At 73.4% G+C, this 16,814-nt stretch carries 17 protein-coding genes and 1 pseudogene; 14 read left to right on the top strand and 4 right to left on the bottom strand.

The window, feature by feature from the left end:
* Positions 1-88: 88 nt before the first annotated feature.
* Positions 89-484: a transglycosylase family protein gene (locus tag V5O46_RS28000; protein WP_408649074.1), complete on the top strand. Its 396-nt coding sequence runs from the start codon at positions 89-91 to the stop codon at positions 482-484.
* Positions 485-515: 31 nt separating this feature from the next.
* Here V5O46_RS28000 and V5O46_RS27995 read toward each other — a convergent pair whose 3' ends face one another.
* Positions 516-821, bottom strand: a complete 306-nt coding sequence (locus V5O46_RS27995) for a hypothetical protein (protein ID WP_332887497.1) — start codon at positions 819-821, stop codon at positions 516-518.
* 329 nt (positions 822-1,150) lie between these two features.
* Between V5O46_RS27995 and V5O46_RS27990 the strand changes: the two genes are divergently transcribed.
* Positions 1,151-1,711 (top strand): snapalysin family zinc-dependent metalloprotease, encoded by a 561-nt coding sequence (locus V5O46_RS27990; protein WP_332887496.1) that lies wholly within the window; start codon positions 1,151-1,153, stop codon positions 1,709-1,711.
* 204 nt (positions 1,712-1,915) lie between these two features.
* On the opposite strand, the gene V5O46_RS27985 is transcribed toward V5O46_RS27990, so the two are convergent.
* Complete coding sequence (locus tag V5O46_RS27985) at positions 1,916-2,896, bottom strand: ketopantoate reductase family protein (protein ID WP_332887495.1); 981 nt, start codon at positions 2,894-2,896, stop codon at positions 1,916-1,918.
* Positions 2,897-3,107: 211 nt separating this feature from the next.
* On the opposite strand from V5O46_RS27985, the gene V5O46_RS27980 reads away from it, so the two are divergent.
* The 6 genes and pseudogenes from V5O46_RS27980 to V5O46_RS27955 all read left to right on the top strand — a co-directional run.
* Complete coding sequence (locus V5O46_RS27980; protein ID WP_332887536.1) at positions 3,108-3,998, top strand: LysR family transcriptional regulator; 891 nt, start codon at positions 3,108-3,110, stop codon at positions 3,996-3,998.
* A 283-nt stretch (positions 3,999-4,281) separates the two neighbouring features.
* Entirely contained in the window at positions 4,282-4,713 is a 432-nt protein-coding gene (locus V5O46_RS27975) for a hypothetical protein (RefSeq protein ID WP_332887494.1), read from the top strand.
* On the top strand, positions 4,707-4,943 hold the full coding sequence (locus V5O46_RS27970; protein ID WP_456300729.1) for a helix-turn-helix transcriptional regulator: 237 nt from the start codon (positions 4,707-4,709) through the stop codon (positions 4,941-4,943). Before V5O46_RS27975 ends, V5O46_RS27970 begins: the two co-directional genes overlap by 7 nt.
* Complete coding sequence (locus V5O46_RS27965) at positions 4,940-5,923, top strand: NAD(P)-dependent alcohol dehydrogenase (RefSeq protein ID WP_332887493.1); 984 nt, start codon at positions 4,940-4,942, stop codon at positions 5,921-5,923. The genes V5O46_RS27970 and V5O46_RS27965 overlap by 4 nt, the downstream gene beginning before the upstream one ends.
* 360 nt (positions 5,924-6,283) lie before the next feature.
* Positions 6,284-7,213 (top strand): dihydrodipicolinate synthase family protein, encoded by a 930-nt coding sequence (locus tag V5O46_RS27960; protein ID WP_332887492.1) that lies wholly within the window; start codon positions 6,284-6,286, stop codon positions 7,211-7,213.
* A gap of 72 nt (positions 7,214-7,285) precedes the next feature.
* Positions 7,286-8,749 (top strand): annotated as a pseudogene (locus V5O46_RS27955) (sialate:H+ symport family MFS transporter); the annotation flags it as partial.
* Here V5O46_RS27955 and V5O46_RS27950 read toward each other — a convergent pair.
* Together V5O46_RS27950 and V5O46_RS27945 are read right to left on the bottom strand one after the other, a co-directional pair.
* Positions 8,738-9,790, bottom strand: a complete 1,053-nt coding sequence (locus V5O46_RS27950; RefSeq protein ID WP_332887534.1) for a fatty acid desaturase family protein — start codon at positions 9,788-9,790, stop codon at positions 8,738-8,740. The pseudogene V5O46_RS27955 and the gene V5O46_RS27950 overlap by 12 nt on opposite strands.
* Positions 9,791-9,932: 142 nt before the next feature.
* Positions 9,933-10,223, bottom strand: a complete 291-nt coding sequence (locus V5O46_RS27945) for a zinc-ribbon domain-containing protein (protein WP_332887491.1) — start codon at positions 10,221-10,223, stop codon at positions 9,933-9,935.
* A gap of 177 nt (positions 10,224-10,400) precedes the next feature.
* Here V5O46_RS27945 and V5O46_RS27940 point away from each other — a divergent pair, with 177 nt between their 5' ends.
* From V5O46_RS27940 to V5O46_RS27915, 6 genes are all read left to right on the top strand, one after another.
* Positions 10,401-10,742 (top strand): STAS domain-containing protein, encoded by a 342-nt coding sequence (locus V5O46_RS27940; protein WP_332887490.1) that lies wholly within the window; start codon positions 10,401-10,403, stop codon positions 10,740-10,742.
* Between the two features lie 108 nt (positions 10,743-10,850).
* Positions 10,851-11,288, top strand: a complete 438-nt coding sequence (locus tag V5O46_RS27935; protein ID WP_332887489.1) for a Fur family transcriptional regulator — start codon at positions 10,851-10,853, stop codon at positions 11,286-11,288.
* A 62-nt stretch (positions 11,289-11,350) separates the two neighbouring features.
* Entirely contained in the window at positions 11,351-13,567 is a 2,217-nt protein-coding gene (gene katG / locus V5O46_RS27930; RefSeq protein ID WP_332887488.1) for a catalase/peroxidase HPI, read from the top strand.
* A gap of 235 nt (positions 13,568-13,802) precedes the next feature.
* The gene (locus V5O46_RS27925) at positions 13,803-15,227 is read left to right on the top strand and encodes a Gfo/Idh/MocA family protein (RefSeq protein ID WP_332887487.1); all 1,425 of its coding nucleotides are present in this window, start codon (positions 13,803-13,805) and stop codon (positions 15,225-15,227) included.
* 38 nt (positions 15,228-15,265) lie between these two features.
* Positions 15,266-15,751 carry a GNAT family N-acetyltransferase gene (locus V5O46_RS27920; protein ID WP_332887486.1) on the top strand — a complete coding sequence of 162 codons (486 nt, stop codon included), beginning with the start codon at positions 15,266-15,268 and terminating at the stop codon, positions 15,749-15,751.
* A 181-nt stretch (positions 15,752-15,932) separates the two neighbouring features.
* Positions 15,933-16,814 carry a universal stress protein gene (locus V5O46_RS27915; RefSeq protein WP_332887485.1) on the top strand — a complete coding sequence of 294 codons (882 nt, stop codon included), beginning with the start codon at positions 15,933-15,935 and terminating at the stop codon, positions 16,812-16,814.

The raw sequence follows: 16,814 nt of genomic DNA, 5'->3' as shown, positions 1-16,814 counted from the left end.
GCCCCGCGGAGCCGGGCTCTGCTCCGTCCGGCCTACGGGCGCGACCCTGCGATGCGTACGCTCCGTCAGATCGTGTAACAGTCTGCATATGATTATGTGCCAGAATGATGACAGGACCGGCCGCCTGGGCGGGGCCGGTGGCCTGGGCGGGGCCGGTCGGCGCGGTGTCCGGAGCCGTGCCCTCCGCGCCGCCCTGGTGACCCTGACGGCGGTGGCGGCGCTCGGCGCCCCCGCCGCGGCGGCGCCCGCGGCCCCGCTCGGGCCCGACTGGGACGCCATCGCCCGCTGTGAGTCGGGGGGCAACTGGCGGGCCAACACCGGCAACGGCCACTACGGCGGGCTCCAGTTCTCGCAGTCCAGCTGGATCGCGGCCGGAGGGCGCAGATACGCCCCACGCGCCGATCTGGCCACCCGCAGGGAGCAGATCGCGGTGGCCAGGCGGCTGGCCGCGCTGCAGGGCATGTCGGCCTGGGCCTGCGCCTGAGCCTGCGGCGCGGCGAGCCTGCGGACCCGGCTCAGGGCGCCGGCTGCAGACACCGGGGCGCGGCGCGCCCCGCGGCGGCGGCCCGGTTGGGGACGTCCGGCTTGGCGAGGACGTGCTCGACACGCACCGCACCGGCCACGCCGGCGATCGAGCGCACGGCGGGCGGGGTGAGGCCGAGGGGGAGCGGCGGCCTGGTCATCCTCCCGAAGGCGCAGCCGTGCAGGTGCGCGTCGTTGATGCCGGGCAGCAGCGTGCCGCCGGCGAGGCCGACGATGCGTGTCCCGCGGCCGGCACGGCCGTACCACGTCCGCGTGGTCGCCGACGGCCGTGACGGCACCTCCGGCCACCGCCAGGGCGGAGGCCACGGTGAAGTCCGCGTCGACCGTGAGCACGGAACCGTTGACGAACACGAGATCTGCAGGGCGTACGGCGTCCAGGACGGCGTCCTTTCCGATGGGACGGATGGTGCGGCACGCACTCTGCCCGCCCCGGACCCGGCCGGCATCGGTCATCCGACCGAGGGAGCGCACCCGGTCCCCTCGGTGGCGTCGCGCCTGCGGCATGCCGTCGTACGGGCCGATTGACGGATTCGGCGGCAGGACCGCCGGGCAGCAATGAGCGATATGTCATGTGCACGACTGCCCTTCCCCCACAAGGAGGTCGACCATGCACGTCCGAACGCTCACCGCTGCCGCCGCCGCGGTCCTGGCGGTCGCCGTCCAGACGGCGGGTGCCCAGGCCGTGGCCGCGCCCGCCGAGGCCGACCGCGTGCCGGCGGCCCGGATCCTCACCTACGACGCCCGTGGCGCCGCGGAGTTCCGCACGGCGGTCGACCGCGGCGCGCAGGTCTGGAACGACACCGTCGCCTCCGTCGAACTGCGTCCGGCCGCGGCCGGACGGTGGGCCGACATCCGGGTCCTGGCGGACAACGGCTGGCCCCGCGCCCTGACCACCTCCCTGGGCAACGGCACCGTCTACATGGGACGGCAGGCCGTCCAGCAGGGCTACGACACGGTTCGTATCGCCGCTCACGAGTTCGGACACATCCTCGGTCTGCCGGACCGCAAGCCGGGCCCCTGCTCCAGCCTGATGTCCGGCTCCACGGCCGGGACCGCGTGCACCAACCCCTACCCCGACGCGGTGGAGCGCGCCCGGGTCGAGGCGAACTTCGGCGGTAGCGCCGCGGCAGCTGCGGCCGAGCCGCCGGTCGCCGCGATCGTGGACTGAGTCCGGCCGGGCAGGGCGCGCCCGCGGGCCGACGGCACGGGGCCGCGGTACCCGACCGCGGTCCGATGCCGTCCGGTGCGGCGGAGCGCGGACTGACGTCCACGCCGGTGCCCGTGCATGGTGAGTGCCGAGGGTGGTGCCGGTGCCGGTGCCGGTGCCGGGGGCGCGAGACCGCGGGCCGGCGCCGGACGGTTCCGGACACGCTCACGACCGGGCTGCGAGCTCCGCGACCAGACCCGTGGTGACCGGCACCGGGACGCCGTGCCGTGCGGCGGCCCGCAGCAGTGCCCCGCCGATCGCGTCCAGCTCCAGGGGGCGGCCCGCCTCGGCGTCGCGCTGCATGGAGGACCTGCTCCGGGGCGGGAAGGCGTCGTAGCGCGCCAGCATCTCCGCGGTGCCGGGGGCCGTCCCGCAGGCCGCCCGGCTCACCGCGGCAGCCTCCTCGACCAGAGCGGCCAGCTCCGCCCGCAGCTCGGTGCGCAGCACCCCGACGGGCACCCGGTGATACGTCGTCAGCAGCGCGAACGGCGCGAGAAAGGCCAGTTTGGCCCAGAGCAGGGCGTCCGCGTCCGCCATCACTCGGGTGCTGACGCCGGCCGCCGTCAGCGACTCCACCGTCCGGTCCACCTGCTCGGCCGGGCTGGCCAGGTCGACCTCGGTGAACGGACTGCCGTGCTCGATCAGACCCGGCGCCGTGCGGGCGGACTCGACGCGGATCACCGCCGGGATCACGTTCTCCGCACCGTAACGCGTGCGCAGGGACGGCACGTGGTCGACGCCGTTGAGCAGCGGCAGTACCGGAGCGCCGCCGAGGGCACCGGCCGGGATCCGCCGCAGCGCCGACTCCAGTGCGGTGTGCTTGACCGTCACCAGGCAGAGCCCGACGGCCTCGCGCAGCACCGTGTCGGCCTCGACCCGCGCCGTGAAGTCGCCGTACTGGCGGCTGCGCACCCGCAGCCCGTCCGTACGCAGGGCGCGAACGGTCTCCGCGCCGGCGATGCAGACCACCCGCTGTCCGGACCGGGCCAGCAGGGCGGCGAGCAGACCGCCGACCCCTCCGGGGCCGAGAACGGCGACGGTCCCGCCGCCGGGGGGCGGCGCCGCCGGGGATGCGGCAGCCGGGGCAGGGGCGGCCGTGGCGGCGGTCGCCGCGGAACCGGCAGCGGGTGAGGGGTCGGGACGCATCGTCGGGGGAGTCCTCTCAGGTAGCGGGTCGGCACCCGTCGCCGCCGCCTCCCCCGGGCCCGGACCCGGGGGAGGACGCCGGGACGGGTTGCCGCCCTGGGCCCGAATCGATCATCGTCGGATCGCGAAGGCCCAGTCAATCCTCGGGTTTTCTTGGTGACACCCCAGGAATTGCTTGGATCGGGTCTCGCCTACCGTGTCGCCCGTGCCCATGACCTTCGACGACCTGCGGGTCTTCGTGGCGGTGTGCCGGGCGGGCAGCCTGAGCGCCGTCGCCCGGGACCTGTCCTGCACCCAGTCCGCCGTGAGCCAGCACGTGAGGCGGCTCGAACGCGCCACGGGGGTACGCCTGCTGGAGCGGCGCCCCCGAGGCGTCGTCCCCACCCCGGCCGGCGAGGTGCTGCGCGCGGCGGCCACCGAGGGGCTGGCCGGACTGGACCTCGCCCTGCGCCGGCTCGGCGAACTGGCCTGCGGCGACGCGGGATCGGTGCGCGTGACGACCGGCGCGACGACGGTGCGGCACTTCATGGCGGAGGCCGTCGTCGCCTTCCGCGCCCGGTACCCGGGAGCCACCCTGGACTTCCGCACCGAGACCTCCAGCCGCAACTGCTTCGACGCACTCGCCGACGGCTCCGTCGACCTGGCCTGGGTGACCATGGGCGGCCCCGTCCAAGGCATCGAGCAGCGCCCCGTCGTGGAACTGCCGTGGGTCCTCGCGGTCCGTGCCGACGACCCGCTGGCCCGGCGCTCCCGGGTCGAACCCGCCGACCTGGCCGCGATCCGCCATATCCGGCTGCCGGAGAACTCCTCCTCGCGCGCCCATCTGGACGCCGCCTTCGCCGCCGTGGGCGTCCGCCCCGCCTCCGACACCGGGGTCGCCGACTGGGACACCGCCGTCCTGCTGGCGGAGCTCGGCGTCGGACACGCCGTCGTCCCCGCCCTGCCCGGCCAGGCGTCCACCGGCACCCTGGCGTTCCTGCCGCTGCCGGACCTGCCCCCGCTGCCGGTCGGCTGGGCGGTCCGGCGCTGGAGCGCCCTGTCCCCGCTGGCCCGCACCTTCGCCGCCACCGTGGCCGACGCCCACGGCCCGGCTCCGGCCTGAGGAACTCAGGCTTGCCGTTCGGACGGGCGTCCGCGGACCGGCGGCCGAGCGGCAGTGGGGGACTCGTCATGCGGCTGCTCCCGCGGTGTCCGGATCCGCGGGCCTGCGGCCGGGGTGCCGAGCCGGGCGGCGGGACACGAGAGGTCCGAACGCCCGGTAGATGTGGGCTTCGGGCGTGGGACCTCGGGCCTTCCTGGTCCCCCGGGTCGCGTAGGGCCCCGACCAACGGTTCGTGAAGTAAAGAACGCTTTACATCGTGTCTGGCCTTCTTTACATTGAGGCCATGGCACTGGAAGAGAAGCGCGCCTGGATCATGATGCTCACCGCCGTCGTCTCGTACGCGGTCTACCTGGCCGTCGTCCTCGGCCGGGCCGTGGACGCCACCCCGCTCACGGACGTGTCGTACGTACCGCCGCTGTTGTGGGCGGTCGGTGTCTCGATCGCCGCGTCGATCGTGCTCGGCATCGTGGTGTCGATCGCCGCGCCGAGGTCGGACGGCAGGCGGGACCAGCGGGACAGGGAGATCGGCCGGTTCGCGGAGCACATCGGCCTGAGCTCCGCCGCCGTCGGCGGGGTCGCGGCACTGGTCATGGCGATGGCCGAGACGGACCACTTCTGGATCGCGAACGTGATCTACCTGGGGTTCACCTTGTCGCAGATCGTCAGCTGCGTCGCGAAGGTCGGCTTCTACCGCTGGGGCTTCCAGCCGTGGTGAAGCCGCCGAACAGAATCACCAACTCGATCCGGTCCCTCAGGTTCGCGCACGGAGAGATGACCCAGGCCGAACTGGCCGACCGGATCGGCGTGACCCGCCAGACCGTCATCGCCATCGAGAAGGGCCGCTACTCGCCCTCCCTGCAGATGGCCTTCCAGATCGCCCGGGTGTTCAAGGTGCCGCTCGACGACGTGTTCCAGTACAACGACTGCGAAGGAGAAGCCCCATGAAGGCAATCGTCCAGGACCGGTACGGCACGGCCGACGTCCTGGAGTTCAGGGACATCGGCAAACCGGTGGCCGACGGCGACGAGGACGTGCTCGTACGCGTCCACGCGGCCGGCGTCGACGCGGGTGCCTGGCATCTCATGACGGGCCTGCCCTACCCCGTCCGGCTGATGGGCTTCGGGCTCCGCAGGCCCAAGCACCCGGTGCGGGGCTGGGACTTCGCGGGGACCGTGGAGGCGGTCGGCGGGAGGGTGACCCGATTCCGGCCCGGTGACGAAGTGTTCGGAACATCCGACGGCTCCTGGGCCGAGTACACGTGTACCCGGGCCGACCGGATCGCACCGAAACCGCCCGGCGTCACCTTCGAGCAGGCGGCAGTCCTGCCCGCCTCCGGCTGCACCGCGCTCCAGGCGCTGCGCGACGCGGGAAAGGTGCGCCAGGGTCAGCAGATCCTGGTCATCGGCGCGGGCGGCGGGGTCGGGACGTACGCGGTACAGCTGGCCAAGAACGTCTACGGCGCGACGGTCACCGGGGTGTGCGGCGGCCCGGCGAAGGCCGAACTGGTCCGCTCGCTCGGCGCGGACCACGTCATCGACTACACCCGCGAGGACTTCACCGAGGCCGGCCGGCGCTATGACCTCATCCTCGACACCGCCGGCAACCGCCCGCTGTCGCGCCTGCGCCGCGCCCTCGCCCCCCGCGGCACCGTCGTCCTCGTCGGCGGCGAAGAGGGAGGCAAGCTGCTCGGTGGCATGCAGCGCAACCTGGCGGGGGCGGTGCTGTCGCTCTTCGGCGGCCAGAACTTCCGGGGTCTGATGGCGGCAGCGGCACCGGAGGACCTTCAGTTCCTGGCCGAGCGCACCGCGGTCGGCGAGATCGCCCCGGTCATCACCCGGACGTACCCGCTCAGCGATGCCGCCGACGCCGTCCGCCACTGGGAGAGGGGCCACATGCGGGGCAAACTCGTCATCACTGTCCAGTGACGCCGGTCCGACTCCGCGATCTGCAGGTCTCCGCTCCTGGTCAGGCGCGGTCTCACCGCGGCGAACCGCCGGCACGTCCGTCCCGTGGCCCTGGCTCGGAACCTGGGCTCGGCGAGCGGACCGCACCTGCCGGCCTCTTTCGGCGCGGCCCCCAGCAGTCGTGCGACCGTCGGCACCCGCCCACACCCCGCCCCGGTGCCGAGCGCTTCGCGGGCACCCGCCGGCACCCTTTCGCGGGCAGTCGCCGCCCGGCGCCGGGCGCGCCGCAGCGCAGGGCGCCGTCAGGTGCCGCCGCCGTGCCTACGATGGCGCCATCGCGTCATCCCGGCGCGGCCGGGCGCAGCAGGACCTGGAGGGCCCATGCCGTTCCCCATGCCCCTGCGCGGCGTCGTCCCGCCCGTCCTCACCCCGCTCACCCCGGCGGGAGAGGTGGACCTCCCCTCCGCCCGCCGGCTCACGGAGCACCTCGTGGCAGCCGGCGTGCACGGCCTGTTCGCGCTCGGCTCCAGCGGCGAGGCCGCCTACCTCACCGATGCCCAGCGGCGGACCGTGCTCGAGGCCGTCGTGGACACCGCCGCGGGCCGGGTCCCCGTCCTCGCCGGGGTCATCGACATCACCACCGCCCGGGTACGGGACCGCGCCGCCGACGCCGTCCGTGCGGGCGCCGACGCCCTCGTCGCCACCGCGCCCTTCTACACCCGCACCCACCCGGTCGAGATCGCCGACCACTACCGTCGCGTCCGCGGGGCCGCCGACCTGCCGCTGTTCGCCTACGACATCCCGGCCGCGGTGCACACCAGGCTGCCCCGCGACGTGGTGCTCCGGCTCGCCACCGAGGGCACCCTCGCCGGGCTGAAGGACTCCAGCGGTGACGACGGCTCCATCCGGCGCCTCCTGGTCGAACTGCGCCACCGCTCCCCGGGATTCTGTGTGCTCACCGGATCCGAACTCACCGTCGACGGTGCGCTGCTCGCCGGCGCCGACGGGGTGGTGCCCGGGCTCGGCAACGTCGACGCCCACGGCTACGTCCGGCTGCATGCCGCGGCCCGCGCCGGGGACTGGGCCGCCGCCCGGGCCGAACAGGACCGGCTGGCCACCCTGTTCGAGCTCACCGAGGCCGGTGACCCGGCCGCCATGGGCCCCAGCTCCTCCGCCCTCGGCGCCTTCAAGGCGGCGGTGCATCTGCAGGGCCTCATCGACTGCCCGGCGACCGCCGCGCCGCAGGTCCCGCTCGACGCCGCCGCCGTGGAACGCGTCCGCGCCCGGCTCGTCGGAGCCGGCCTCCTGTGACCCGGCGCCGGATCCGGCGCCCACCCGGTGCCCCGCCCCGCACCCGATCCTGCGACTCCGGGACCATCAGCGATGCCCCCTGCGCACACCGCCCCGCCGACGCCCCCGCCCTGGTACCGCGAGATCGGCCGGGAGAAGTGGAAGTCCTTCTTCGCCGCCTGGCTCGGCTACGTCCTGGACGGATTCGACTTCGTCCTGATCACTCTCGTCCTGACCGAGATCGCCGACGACTTCGGCCTGACCGGTGTCGAGTCGGCCGGCCTGGTCTCCGGCGCCTTCATCACCCGCTGGCTCGGCGGCGCCCTGCTCGGCGCGCTGGGTGACCGCTTCGGCCGCAAGAGCGCCATGGTGGCCAGCATCCTGCTGTACTCCCTGGGCACCTTCGCCTGCGGCTTCGCCTGGGACTACACCAGCCTGTTCACCGCCCGCCTCCTGATCGGCATGGGCATGGCCGGCGAGTACAGCGCCGGCGCCACCTACGTACTGGAGACCTGGCCCACCCGGCTGCGCAACCGCGCCTCCGGATTCCTCATCTCCGGGTTCTCCCTGGGCGGAGTGCTGGCGGCCGAGGTCTACGCCCAGGTCGTTCCCGCGCACGGCTGGCGCTGGCTGTTCTACATCGGGCTCTTCCCGGTGGTCGTGGCACTGTGGATGCGCCGCGCGCTGCCCGAGGCCGACGACTGGGCGGAGCGGGTGAACGCCGGCGGGCCGCGCCCGAACCCGTTCCGGCCACTGTTCGCCGGCCGCACCCGGACATGGGTCAACGCGCTGCTGGCGGTGGTCGCCACCGGGGCCCTGTTCGCGCTGTTCACCCCGCTCGGCACCGGGGCGGTGCCCGCGCTCGCCGCCCTGGCGGCCGGCTGTCTGACCGCGTTCGCCGTCCAGTTGGGCGGGCGCAGGCGCTGGCCGCTCCTGGTCGCGCTGTGCGCCACCGTGTTCTGCGCCTTCCTCTACAGCTGGCCCGTCCAGGCCCTGCTGCCGACCTATCTGAAGACCGAACTCGGCTACACCCCGGCACAGGTCGGCGACGCGCTCTGGTTCGCGGGCTTCGGCACCATGGCCGGCTGCATCGCCACGGGCTTCCTCGGCGACCGGTTCGGCACCCGCCGCGCCTACGCCTGCACCCTGCTGGCCGGCGTCGTCTTCGTCTTCCCGGTCTTCGCCGTCCGGGAAAGCCCGGTCGTCCTCGGCATCCTGCTCTTCCTGATGCTCGCCTGTCTGCAGGGCGTCTCGGGTCTGCTGCCCCGGTTCATCGCCGGGCACTTCCCGACCGAGACCCGTGCCGCCTCGCTGGGCTTCACCTACAACGTCGGCGCGCTGGGCGGCGCCGTCGCCCCGGTGCTCGGCGCGCAGCTGGCCTCGACGATGTCCCTGGGCCGCTCGCTCGCCGTCCTCACCTGCACCCTGACCCTCGCCGTCGTCCTGCTGATCGGCCTCGACGTCCCCAGGCGCCTCAACCGCCTCGTCGACCCGGTGGCGGTACCGGACCACCTCGTCGTCGGGGCGGCGGGCACCGCCCGGGGGTCAGCGGGCAGCGGCGCGCAGGGGCTCGCCGACGCTCCTGAGGTGGCGCAGGGCCTCCCGGTGGGAGGCGAGCAGCCCGGTCTGGTGGTACGGGACGCCCAGCTCGGCGCAGTACCGCTGGGTGATGTCCTGGGCCCGGCGCAGCGCGGGCGTCGGCATGCTCGGGAAGAGATGGTGCTCGATCTGGTAGTTGAGGCCGCCCATGAGGGCGTCGACCAGGACGCCGCCCCGCACATTGCGGGAGGTGAGGACCTGCCGGCGCAGGAAGTCGAGCCGGGTGCCCTCCTCGATCATCGGCATGCCCTTGTGGTTCGGGGCGAAGACCGAGCCGAGGTAGATCCCGAACACGCCCTGGTGCACCGCGACGAAGGCGAGCGCCTTGCCGGGCGACAGCACGCTGAACAGGCCGCCGAAATAGACCAGGAAATGCAGCACGAGCAGCGTGCCCTCCAGAACCGGCCGTTTCACCGAGGGACTGCGCAGCGCCCGGAAGCTGCTGACACTCAGATTGAGCCCCTCGAGGGTCAGCAGCGGGAAGAACAGGACGGCCTGGTGGCGCCCGACGAGGCGCGGCAGGCCCCGGGCCCCGCGGGCCTGGCGCCGGGACCAGACGAGGATGTCGGGGGAGACGTCCGGGTCCTTCCCCTCGTGGTTGGGGTTCGCGTGATGGCGGGTGTGCTTGTTCATCCACCAGCCGTAGCTCATGCCCAGCAGTACGTCGGCGACCAGCAGCCCGACGGCCTCACTGGGGCGCCGGCGGGAGAAGACCTGCCGGTGGGCGAGATCGTGCGCGGCCAGTCCCAGCTGGCCGAAGACCAGCGCCGCGAACACGGCCACGCACAACTGGCCCCAGCTGTCGCCCAGGACCAGGAAGACGGCGACGGCTCCCGCGAGCGCCAGCGCCACCGCCCCGAGGCGCAGGCTGTAGTAAAGCGGACGGCGGCGCATCAGCCCCGCCTCGGAGATCCGGCGGGACAACTCGGCGAAGTCGCTTCCCGACCGCCGGAAGACAGGTGCGGACGGGGGCTGAGAAAGCACGGTGGGATTGGCCATGCACCTCAGTTTCCGAGGGTTGCCCCGCCTGCAGAATGCGGCTTGCACCCCAACCGGGGTGGAGGTACCACCACCCGCCGGAGGGGTGGTGGCCGCCGCTGACGGGTCGGTGCCGGTGCGCCGGCCGGCATCCGCCCCTCCGTCAGTACCGGTACGGCTGCTGCTGCGGCTGCCCGTGGGACGGCCCGCCCGAGCCGTCCGCGGCCTGCGCCTGGAGCCGTGCCGCCTGCTCCGCGCTCACCTGCTGCTCCGCGCCGCAGAACGTGCACTGGGTGGCGTACTTGGTCGAGAACGGGAACAGCGGGACGAAGAACAGCGTGAACTTGGTGACGCGCTTCCTGAGCGTGTGCGCGGCCGGGTTGCCGCACCGGCCGCACACCAGCGTCAGTATCGCGAGCTGGTACAGATACCCCTTGGTACCGAAGATGATCATCTGTTCTCCCCGTCCTTCCCGGTGGGTGCCTGTTCACACAGTGCCAGAGGGCCGCGACACGGCGTCGCGGAGGGCCGGTCGCCGTGCTCCCGGGCCCGGACGTGGCGACAATGGAGTGCGTACCGCGCACCGACCACCTGCACCGCTTTCCGAGCGGCTGTCACCGAGGAGGTCACCGTGGCAGAGGCGCATCCCCCGGAGTACGGGCACCGGACGGTGCGGATCGCCGAGGCCGGCGGGGAGCACGCCGTGCTGGTCCTCTCCGGCGATCTGCGTGGCGCACCCGCGCTGCGCGAACTGGAGGAGCGGCTTCTCGACCAGCGGCTGGGCCGGGCGCGGTCCTGGGTGCTGGAGACGGCCGCCCTCGACCACCTGGACCTGGCGTGCGGCTATGCCCTGCTCCGCGCCGCGACCGGCGGCCCGCAGCCCGTCACGCTCACCGTGCGCGGCGCCCGTCGCGGCGTCCACCGGACACTGCACCAGGCGGGTGTCGACAAGGTGGCGGTCTTCGAGGGATGACCCGCGGTCGCCACCGGACACGCCCGGTCACCGGATCACTCGCACGCCACCGGAATTGAATCCCTCGTTTCCTTGAGTCATTCGGGTTATGGCGTTAGGTTCACTGTCATGAGGGCACCGAAGACGCCGAACCCCGCCGAGGATCTCCGGGGGGCGGGACTGCGGGTCACCGCCGCCCGCGTCGCGTTGCTCGAGACCGTCCGGGAAGGCGACCACCTCGACGCCGAGTCGATCGCCTCCGGGGTGCGCCGCCGCGTCGGTCACATCTCCCTGCAGGCCGTGTACGAGGCCCTGCACGCGCTCACCGCCGCGGGCCTGGTACGCCGGATCGACCCGCCCGGCTCCCCGGCCCGCTTCGAGGGCCGCGTCGGGGACAACCACCACCACGTCGTGTGCCGGTCGTGCGGCGTCCTCGCGGATGTCGACTGCTCCGTCGGCGACGCCCCCTGCCTGACCGCGTCCGACGACCGCGGCTTCGCCATAGACGAGGCCGAGGTCATCTACTGGGGCCTGTGCCCCGACTGTTCCACCGCCCGCAGCACCTGAGCACCGCGACAGCACCAGCAGCAGAGCACGGCGATCCGCCCAGTTGGAAGGAACGGAACCCCATGTCCGAGAACCACGACGCCATCGTCACCGATGACAAGACCGCGGAGGCAGGCGGCTGCCCGGTCGCGCACGGGCGTGCCCCCCACCCCACCCAGGGCGGCGGCAACCGTCAGTGGTGGCCGGATCGGCTCAACCTGAAGATCCTGGCCAAGAACCCGGCCGTGGCCAACCCGCTCGGCGAGGACTTCGACTACGCCGAGGCGTTCCAGGCCCTCGACCTCGCGGCCGTGAAACGCGACGTCGCCGAGGTGCTGACCACCTCGCAGGACTGGTGGCCGGCCGACTTCGGCAACTACGGCCCGCTGATGATCCGGATGGCGTGGCACAGCGCCGGTACCTACCGGATCAGCGACGGCCGCGGCGGCGCGGGCGCGGGCCAGCAGCGCTTCGCCCCGCTGAACAGCTGGCCGGACAACGCCAGCCTGGACAAGGCCCGCCGCCTGCTGTGGCCGGTCAAGAAGAAGTACGGCCGGTCCATCTCCTGGGCCGACCTGATGATCCTCACCGGAAACGTCGCGCTGGAGCAGATGGGCTTCGAGACCTTCGGCTTCGGCGGCGGCCGCGAGGACGTCTGGGAGCCGGAGGAGGACGTCTACTGGGGCCCGGAGACCACCTGGCTCGACGACCAGCGATACAGCGGCGACCGCGAGCTGGAGAACCCGCTCGGCGCCGTCCAGATGGGCCTGATCTACGTCAACCCGGAGGGCCCGAACGGCAACCCGGACCCGATCGCCGCGGCCCGCGACATCCGTGAGACCTTCCGCCGGATGGCGATGAACGACGAGGAGACCGTCGCCCTCATCGCCGGCGGCCACACCTTCGGCAAGACCCACGGCGCGGGCCCCGCGGACGCCGTCGGCCCGGACCCGGAGGCCGCCCCGATGGAGCAGCTGGGCCTCGGCTGGCACAGCACGCACGGCACCGGTGCCGGCAAGGACGCCATCACCAGCGGTCTGGAGGTCACCTGGACCACCACCCCGACCCGGTGGAGCAACGGGTTCTTCAAGAACCTCTTCGAGTACGAGTACGAGCTCACCCAGAGCCCGGCCGGCGCCCACCAGTGGGTGGCCAAGGATGCACCGGAGATCGTCCCGGACGCCTTCGACCCGTCGAAGAAGCGCCGCCCGACGATGCTCACCACCGACCTCTCGCTGCGCTTCGACCCGATCTACGAGCCGATCGCCCGCAGGTTCCACGAGAACCCGGAGGAGTTCGCGGACGCCTTCGCCCGCGCCTGGTACAAGCTGACCCACCGTGACATGGGCCCGAAGTCGCTGTACCTCGGCCCGGAGGTCCCCGAGGAGACCCTGCTGTGGCAGGACCCGCTGCCCGAGGCCGAGGGCGAGACCGTCGACGCCGCTGACATCACGGCGCTCAAGGCCCGGATCCTCGACTCCGGTCTGACCGTCCCGCAGCTGGTGAGCGCCGCGTGGGCGTCGGCGTCCACGTTCCGCGGCAGCGACAAGCGCGGCGGCGCCAACGGCGCCCGGATCCGTCTGGAGCCGCAGCGCGGCTGGGAGGTCAACAACCCCGACGAGCTCGCGCAGGTGCTGCGCACCCTGGAGGGCATCCGGAGCGAGTTCAACAACGGCGCCAGGAAGGTCTCCCTCGCCGACCTGATCGTCCTCGGCGGCAGCGCCGCGGTGGAGAAGGCGGCCAAGGACGCCGGCGTCGACATCGAGGTGCCCTTCGCCCCGGGCCGGGTCGACGCCTCCGAGGAGCACACCGACGCCGAGTCGTTCGCCGCGCTGGAGCCGACCTCCGACGGGTTCCGCAACTACCTCGGCAAGGGCAACCGCCTCCCCGCCGAGTACCTGCTGCTCGACCGGGCCAACCTGCTCACGCTGAGCGCCCCCGAGACGACCGTCCTGGTCGGTGGCCTGCGGGTGCTGGGCGCCAACCACAACGGTTCCAAGCACGGCGTGCTCACCAGGACCCCGGGCCGGCTGACCAACGACTTCTTCGTCAACCTGCTCGACCTGGGCACGACCTGGAAGTCCACCTCCGAGGACCAGACCACCTTCGAGGGCCGCGACGCCGCCACCGGCGAGGTGAAGTGGACCGGCACCCGTGCCGACCTCGTCTTCGGCTCCAACTCCGAGCTGCGGGCGGTCGCGGAGGTCTACGCGAGCGACGACGCGAAGGAGAAGTTCGTGACCGACTTCGTCGACGCATGGGTGAAGGTGATGAACCTGGACCGCTTCGACCTGGTCTGACGCCCGATCCGTCCTTCCCGACCTGCGGTCCCAGGCCGGCCGGCCCCGTTCCGGCCGGCCTGGCGCATGTCCGGAGCTCCATGGTCCGAGCCGCGCTCCAGGCCGGCCGTGATGCTCATTGTTGATTGAAGTCGCTTGTCTCTGAACACATATTGACATGTAAATGGCGATGCCCGCAGAGTCGTGCCTCGACAGGGATGCAGGGCCACCACCCCCATCGAGGAGCGTTGCCGCCATGTCAGAGATCCCCGCTGTCTCCCGCCGGTTGCTCCTGGGCGGCGCCGCCGCGACCGGAGCGCTCGCGACCGGCCTCGCCGGATCCGCCCAGGCCGCCCCGGCCGCGACCGGGCACACCCCCCGCCGCAGACCCGGTCAGCGGTCGATGACCGGCGTCCCTTTCGACGCGCACCGCACCGTCCGCGTCGCCGTGATCGGACTCGGCAACCGCGGCGGCGGCATGGTCCTGGGCTGGGCCGCCGTCCCGGGCTGCACCGTGACCGCCGTCTGCGACATCCGCGGCGACCGCGCCCGCCGCGCCGCCGACCGGCTGGAGAGCAGGGGCGAGCCGCGTCCCGCCGCGTACTCGGGCTCCCCGGACGCCTACGCCCGGATGCTCGAGCGCGACGACATCGACCTGGTGTACGTCGCCACACCCTGGGAGTTCCACCACGAGCAGGGCCGGGCCGCACTGCGCAGCGGCAGACACGCCATGGTCGAACTGCCCGTCGCGACCGGACTGCGGGAACTGTGGGACCTCGTCGACACCTCCGAGCGCACCCGCCGCCACCTGATGCTGGCGGAGAACTGCTCCTACGGCCGCAACGAACTGGCCCTGCTGCGCATGGCGCACGCCGGACTGCTCGGGGACATCACCAACGGCCACGGAGGCTACCTCCACGACCTGCGCGCACTGCTCTTCTCCGACACCTACTACACCGACGCCTGGCGACGGCTGTGGCACACCCGCAGCACCGCCTCCCTCTACCCGATGCACGGCCTGGCCCCGATCGCCGCCGCCATGGACATCAACCGCGGCGACCGCCTGACCACCCTGACCGCCACCGCGTCCGCCCCGAAGGGCCTGGCCGACTACCGGGAACGTTTCGTCCCCCGGGACCACCCGTCCTGGAACGAGACCTACATCAACGGCGACCGGGTCACCTGCATGATCGAAACCGCCCACGGCAGGCTGATCCGCGCCGAGCACGACGTCAGCTCGCCCCGCCCCTACAGCCGCATCAACACCCTCGCCGGAAGCCGCGGCATCGTCGAGGACTACGCCGGACCCGGCCCCACCGGCGCCCGCATCTATGTCGAACCCGACCATGGCGGCCACACCTGGCGCGACTTCGACAGCTACCGCAAGGAATTCGACCACTGGCTGTGGCTCGAGGTCGGCGACGACGCCGCCGGCCACGGCGGCCACGGCGGCATGGACTACGTCCTGCAGTGGCGCACCGTGCAGCTGATGCGCGCCGGTCTGGTGCCCGACATCGACGTCTACGACTCGGCGGCCTGGTGCGCCGCGGTCCCGCTCAGCGCCGCATCCCTGGCCAGGAGGGGCCGCCCCGTCGAGGTGCCCGACTTCACCCGGGGCGCCTGGCGGAAGCCCAGGCCGGGCCTGGACTCGCCGGAGTCCGGGATGCCGCCCGTCGGCTGAGCCCGGCCCGCGCCCGGGACGCGCTCATACTCAGGGGCATGATACTGGGGCCCGACGACTGGCGGGACTGGCGGGAGCTGCGGCCGGCCGCCCTGGCCGATGCGCCGCACGCCTTCGGCTCGCGGCTCGCCGACCGGCAGGGCGAGGGCGACCGCGAGGAGCGCCGGCGGGCCCGGCCGGCGATCCCCGGCTCCTGCAACCTGGTCGCGCGCGTCGACGGGCACCCGGCCGGGATGGCGAGCGGCGTGCCGGACGAGCAGCCGGGCACGGCGGAGCTGATCTCCCCCTGGGTCGGACCCGCCGCCCGCGGCCACGGCGTCGGATCCCGCCTGGTCGCGGAGGTCGAGCGGTGGGCCGTCCACGTCGGAGCCGGCCCACCGCGGCTGTCGGTCAGACCCGGTAACGGGCCGGCCCTCGCGCTGTACGAGCGGCACGGGTTCCGCCCCACCGGCGAGCCGGGCGACCTGTTGTCCGACGGGGTCGGCCGGGAGACGGTCCTGGCCAAGCCGCTCGTCCGGACATGAGACCGGTCGTTCCGTGGCACGGGGGCGCCCGCCGAGGTGCGCACGCAGGAGAGTGCCCGCGGATCCGGATGTGCACAGACCGTGCGACCGGCCGCCGGCGGAGGGACGCTGGAGCTGAGGGGCGGGCGGCCCTCGCCCCGGAGCGGGCCCGCCGGACCCCGGGAGCTTGGGAGGTGCCGCCATGGTGGACCCGGTGGTGGTCGGGGTGGACGGCTCGCCCACCAGCCTGGCGGCGGCGGAGACAGCCGCCCGCGAGGCACAGCTGCGCGGGGCCGGGCTGCGGCTGGTGCACGCCTTCGGCCGGCCCCGGCCGCACCTGCCCCCGCGCCTGCCGCCGTGGAACCGCGCCGCCACGGGGCTGCGCGAGATGGCGGACGGCACCCTCGCCGAGGCCGAACGCCGCGCCCACGAGGTGGCCCCGCAGCTCGCGGTGGAACGGGAGGTCGTGGTCGGCGAACCACTGACCGTGCTGGAGATCGAGTCGCGCACCGCCTCCCTGACCGTGATCGGCAGCCGCGGCCTGGGTGCCTTCACCGGACTGCTGCTCGGCTCGACCGCCGTCCAGCTCAGCGCCCACGGCCGCAGCCCGGTCCTGGTCGTACGGGGCACGCCCGACCCCGCCGGGCCGGTCCTGCTCGCCGCGGACGGTTCCCCTGCCTCCCGGGGCGCCGTCGAGTTCGCCTTCGCGGAGGCGTCCCTGCGCGGGGCGGACCTGATCGCCGTCCATGTATGGAACACCCACACCGAACGGGTCTACGACGGACCCGCCGACCCGCCCTTCGTGACCTACGACGAGAACCACCTCCACGACGAGGAGGAGGGCGCGCTCGCCGAGGCCCTGACCGCCCCCGCGCAGCGGCACGCGGACGTCGTCGTGCACCGGCGGCTGCTGCGCGGCCGGGTCCGTGCGACGCTGATCGGGGAGAGCGCCGGGGTCGCGCTCGTCGTGGTCGGCGCACGCGGCCGGGGCGGCTTCACCGGCCTGCTGCTGGGATCGGTCAGCCAGGCCGTCCTGCACCACGCGCACTGCCCGGTCGCCGTGGTCCGCACCGAGCACCCGTGA

The sequence above is a fragment of the Streptomyces poriticola genome, from assembly GCF_036689765.1.
Classification (GTDB): Bacteria; Actinomycetota; Actinomycetes; order Streptomycetales; family Streptomycetaceae; genus Streptomyces; species Streptomyces poriticola.
This window is presented reverse-complemented; position numbering and strand designations above follow the sequence as displayed.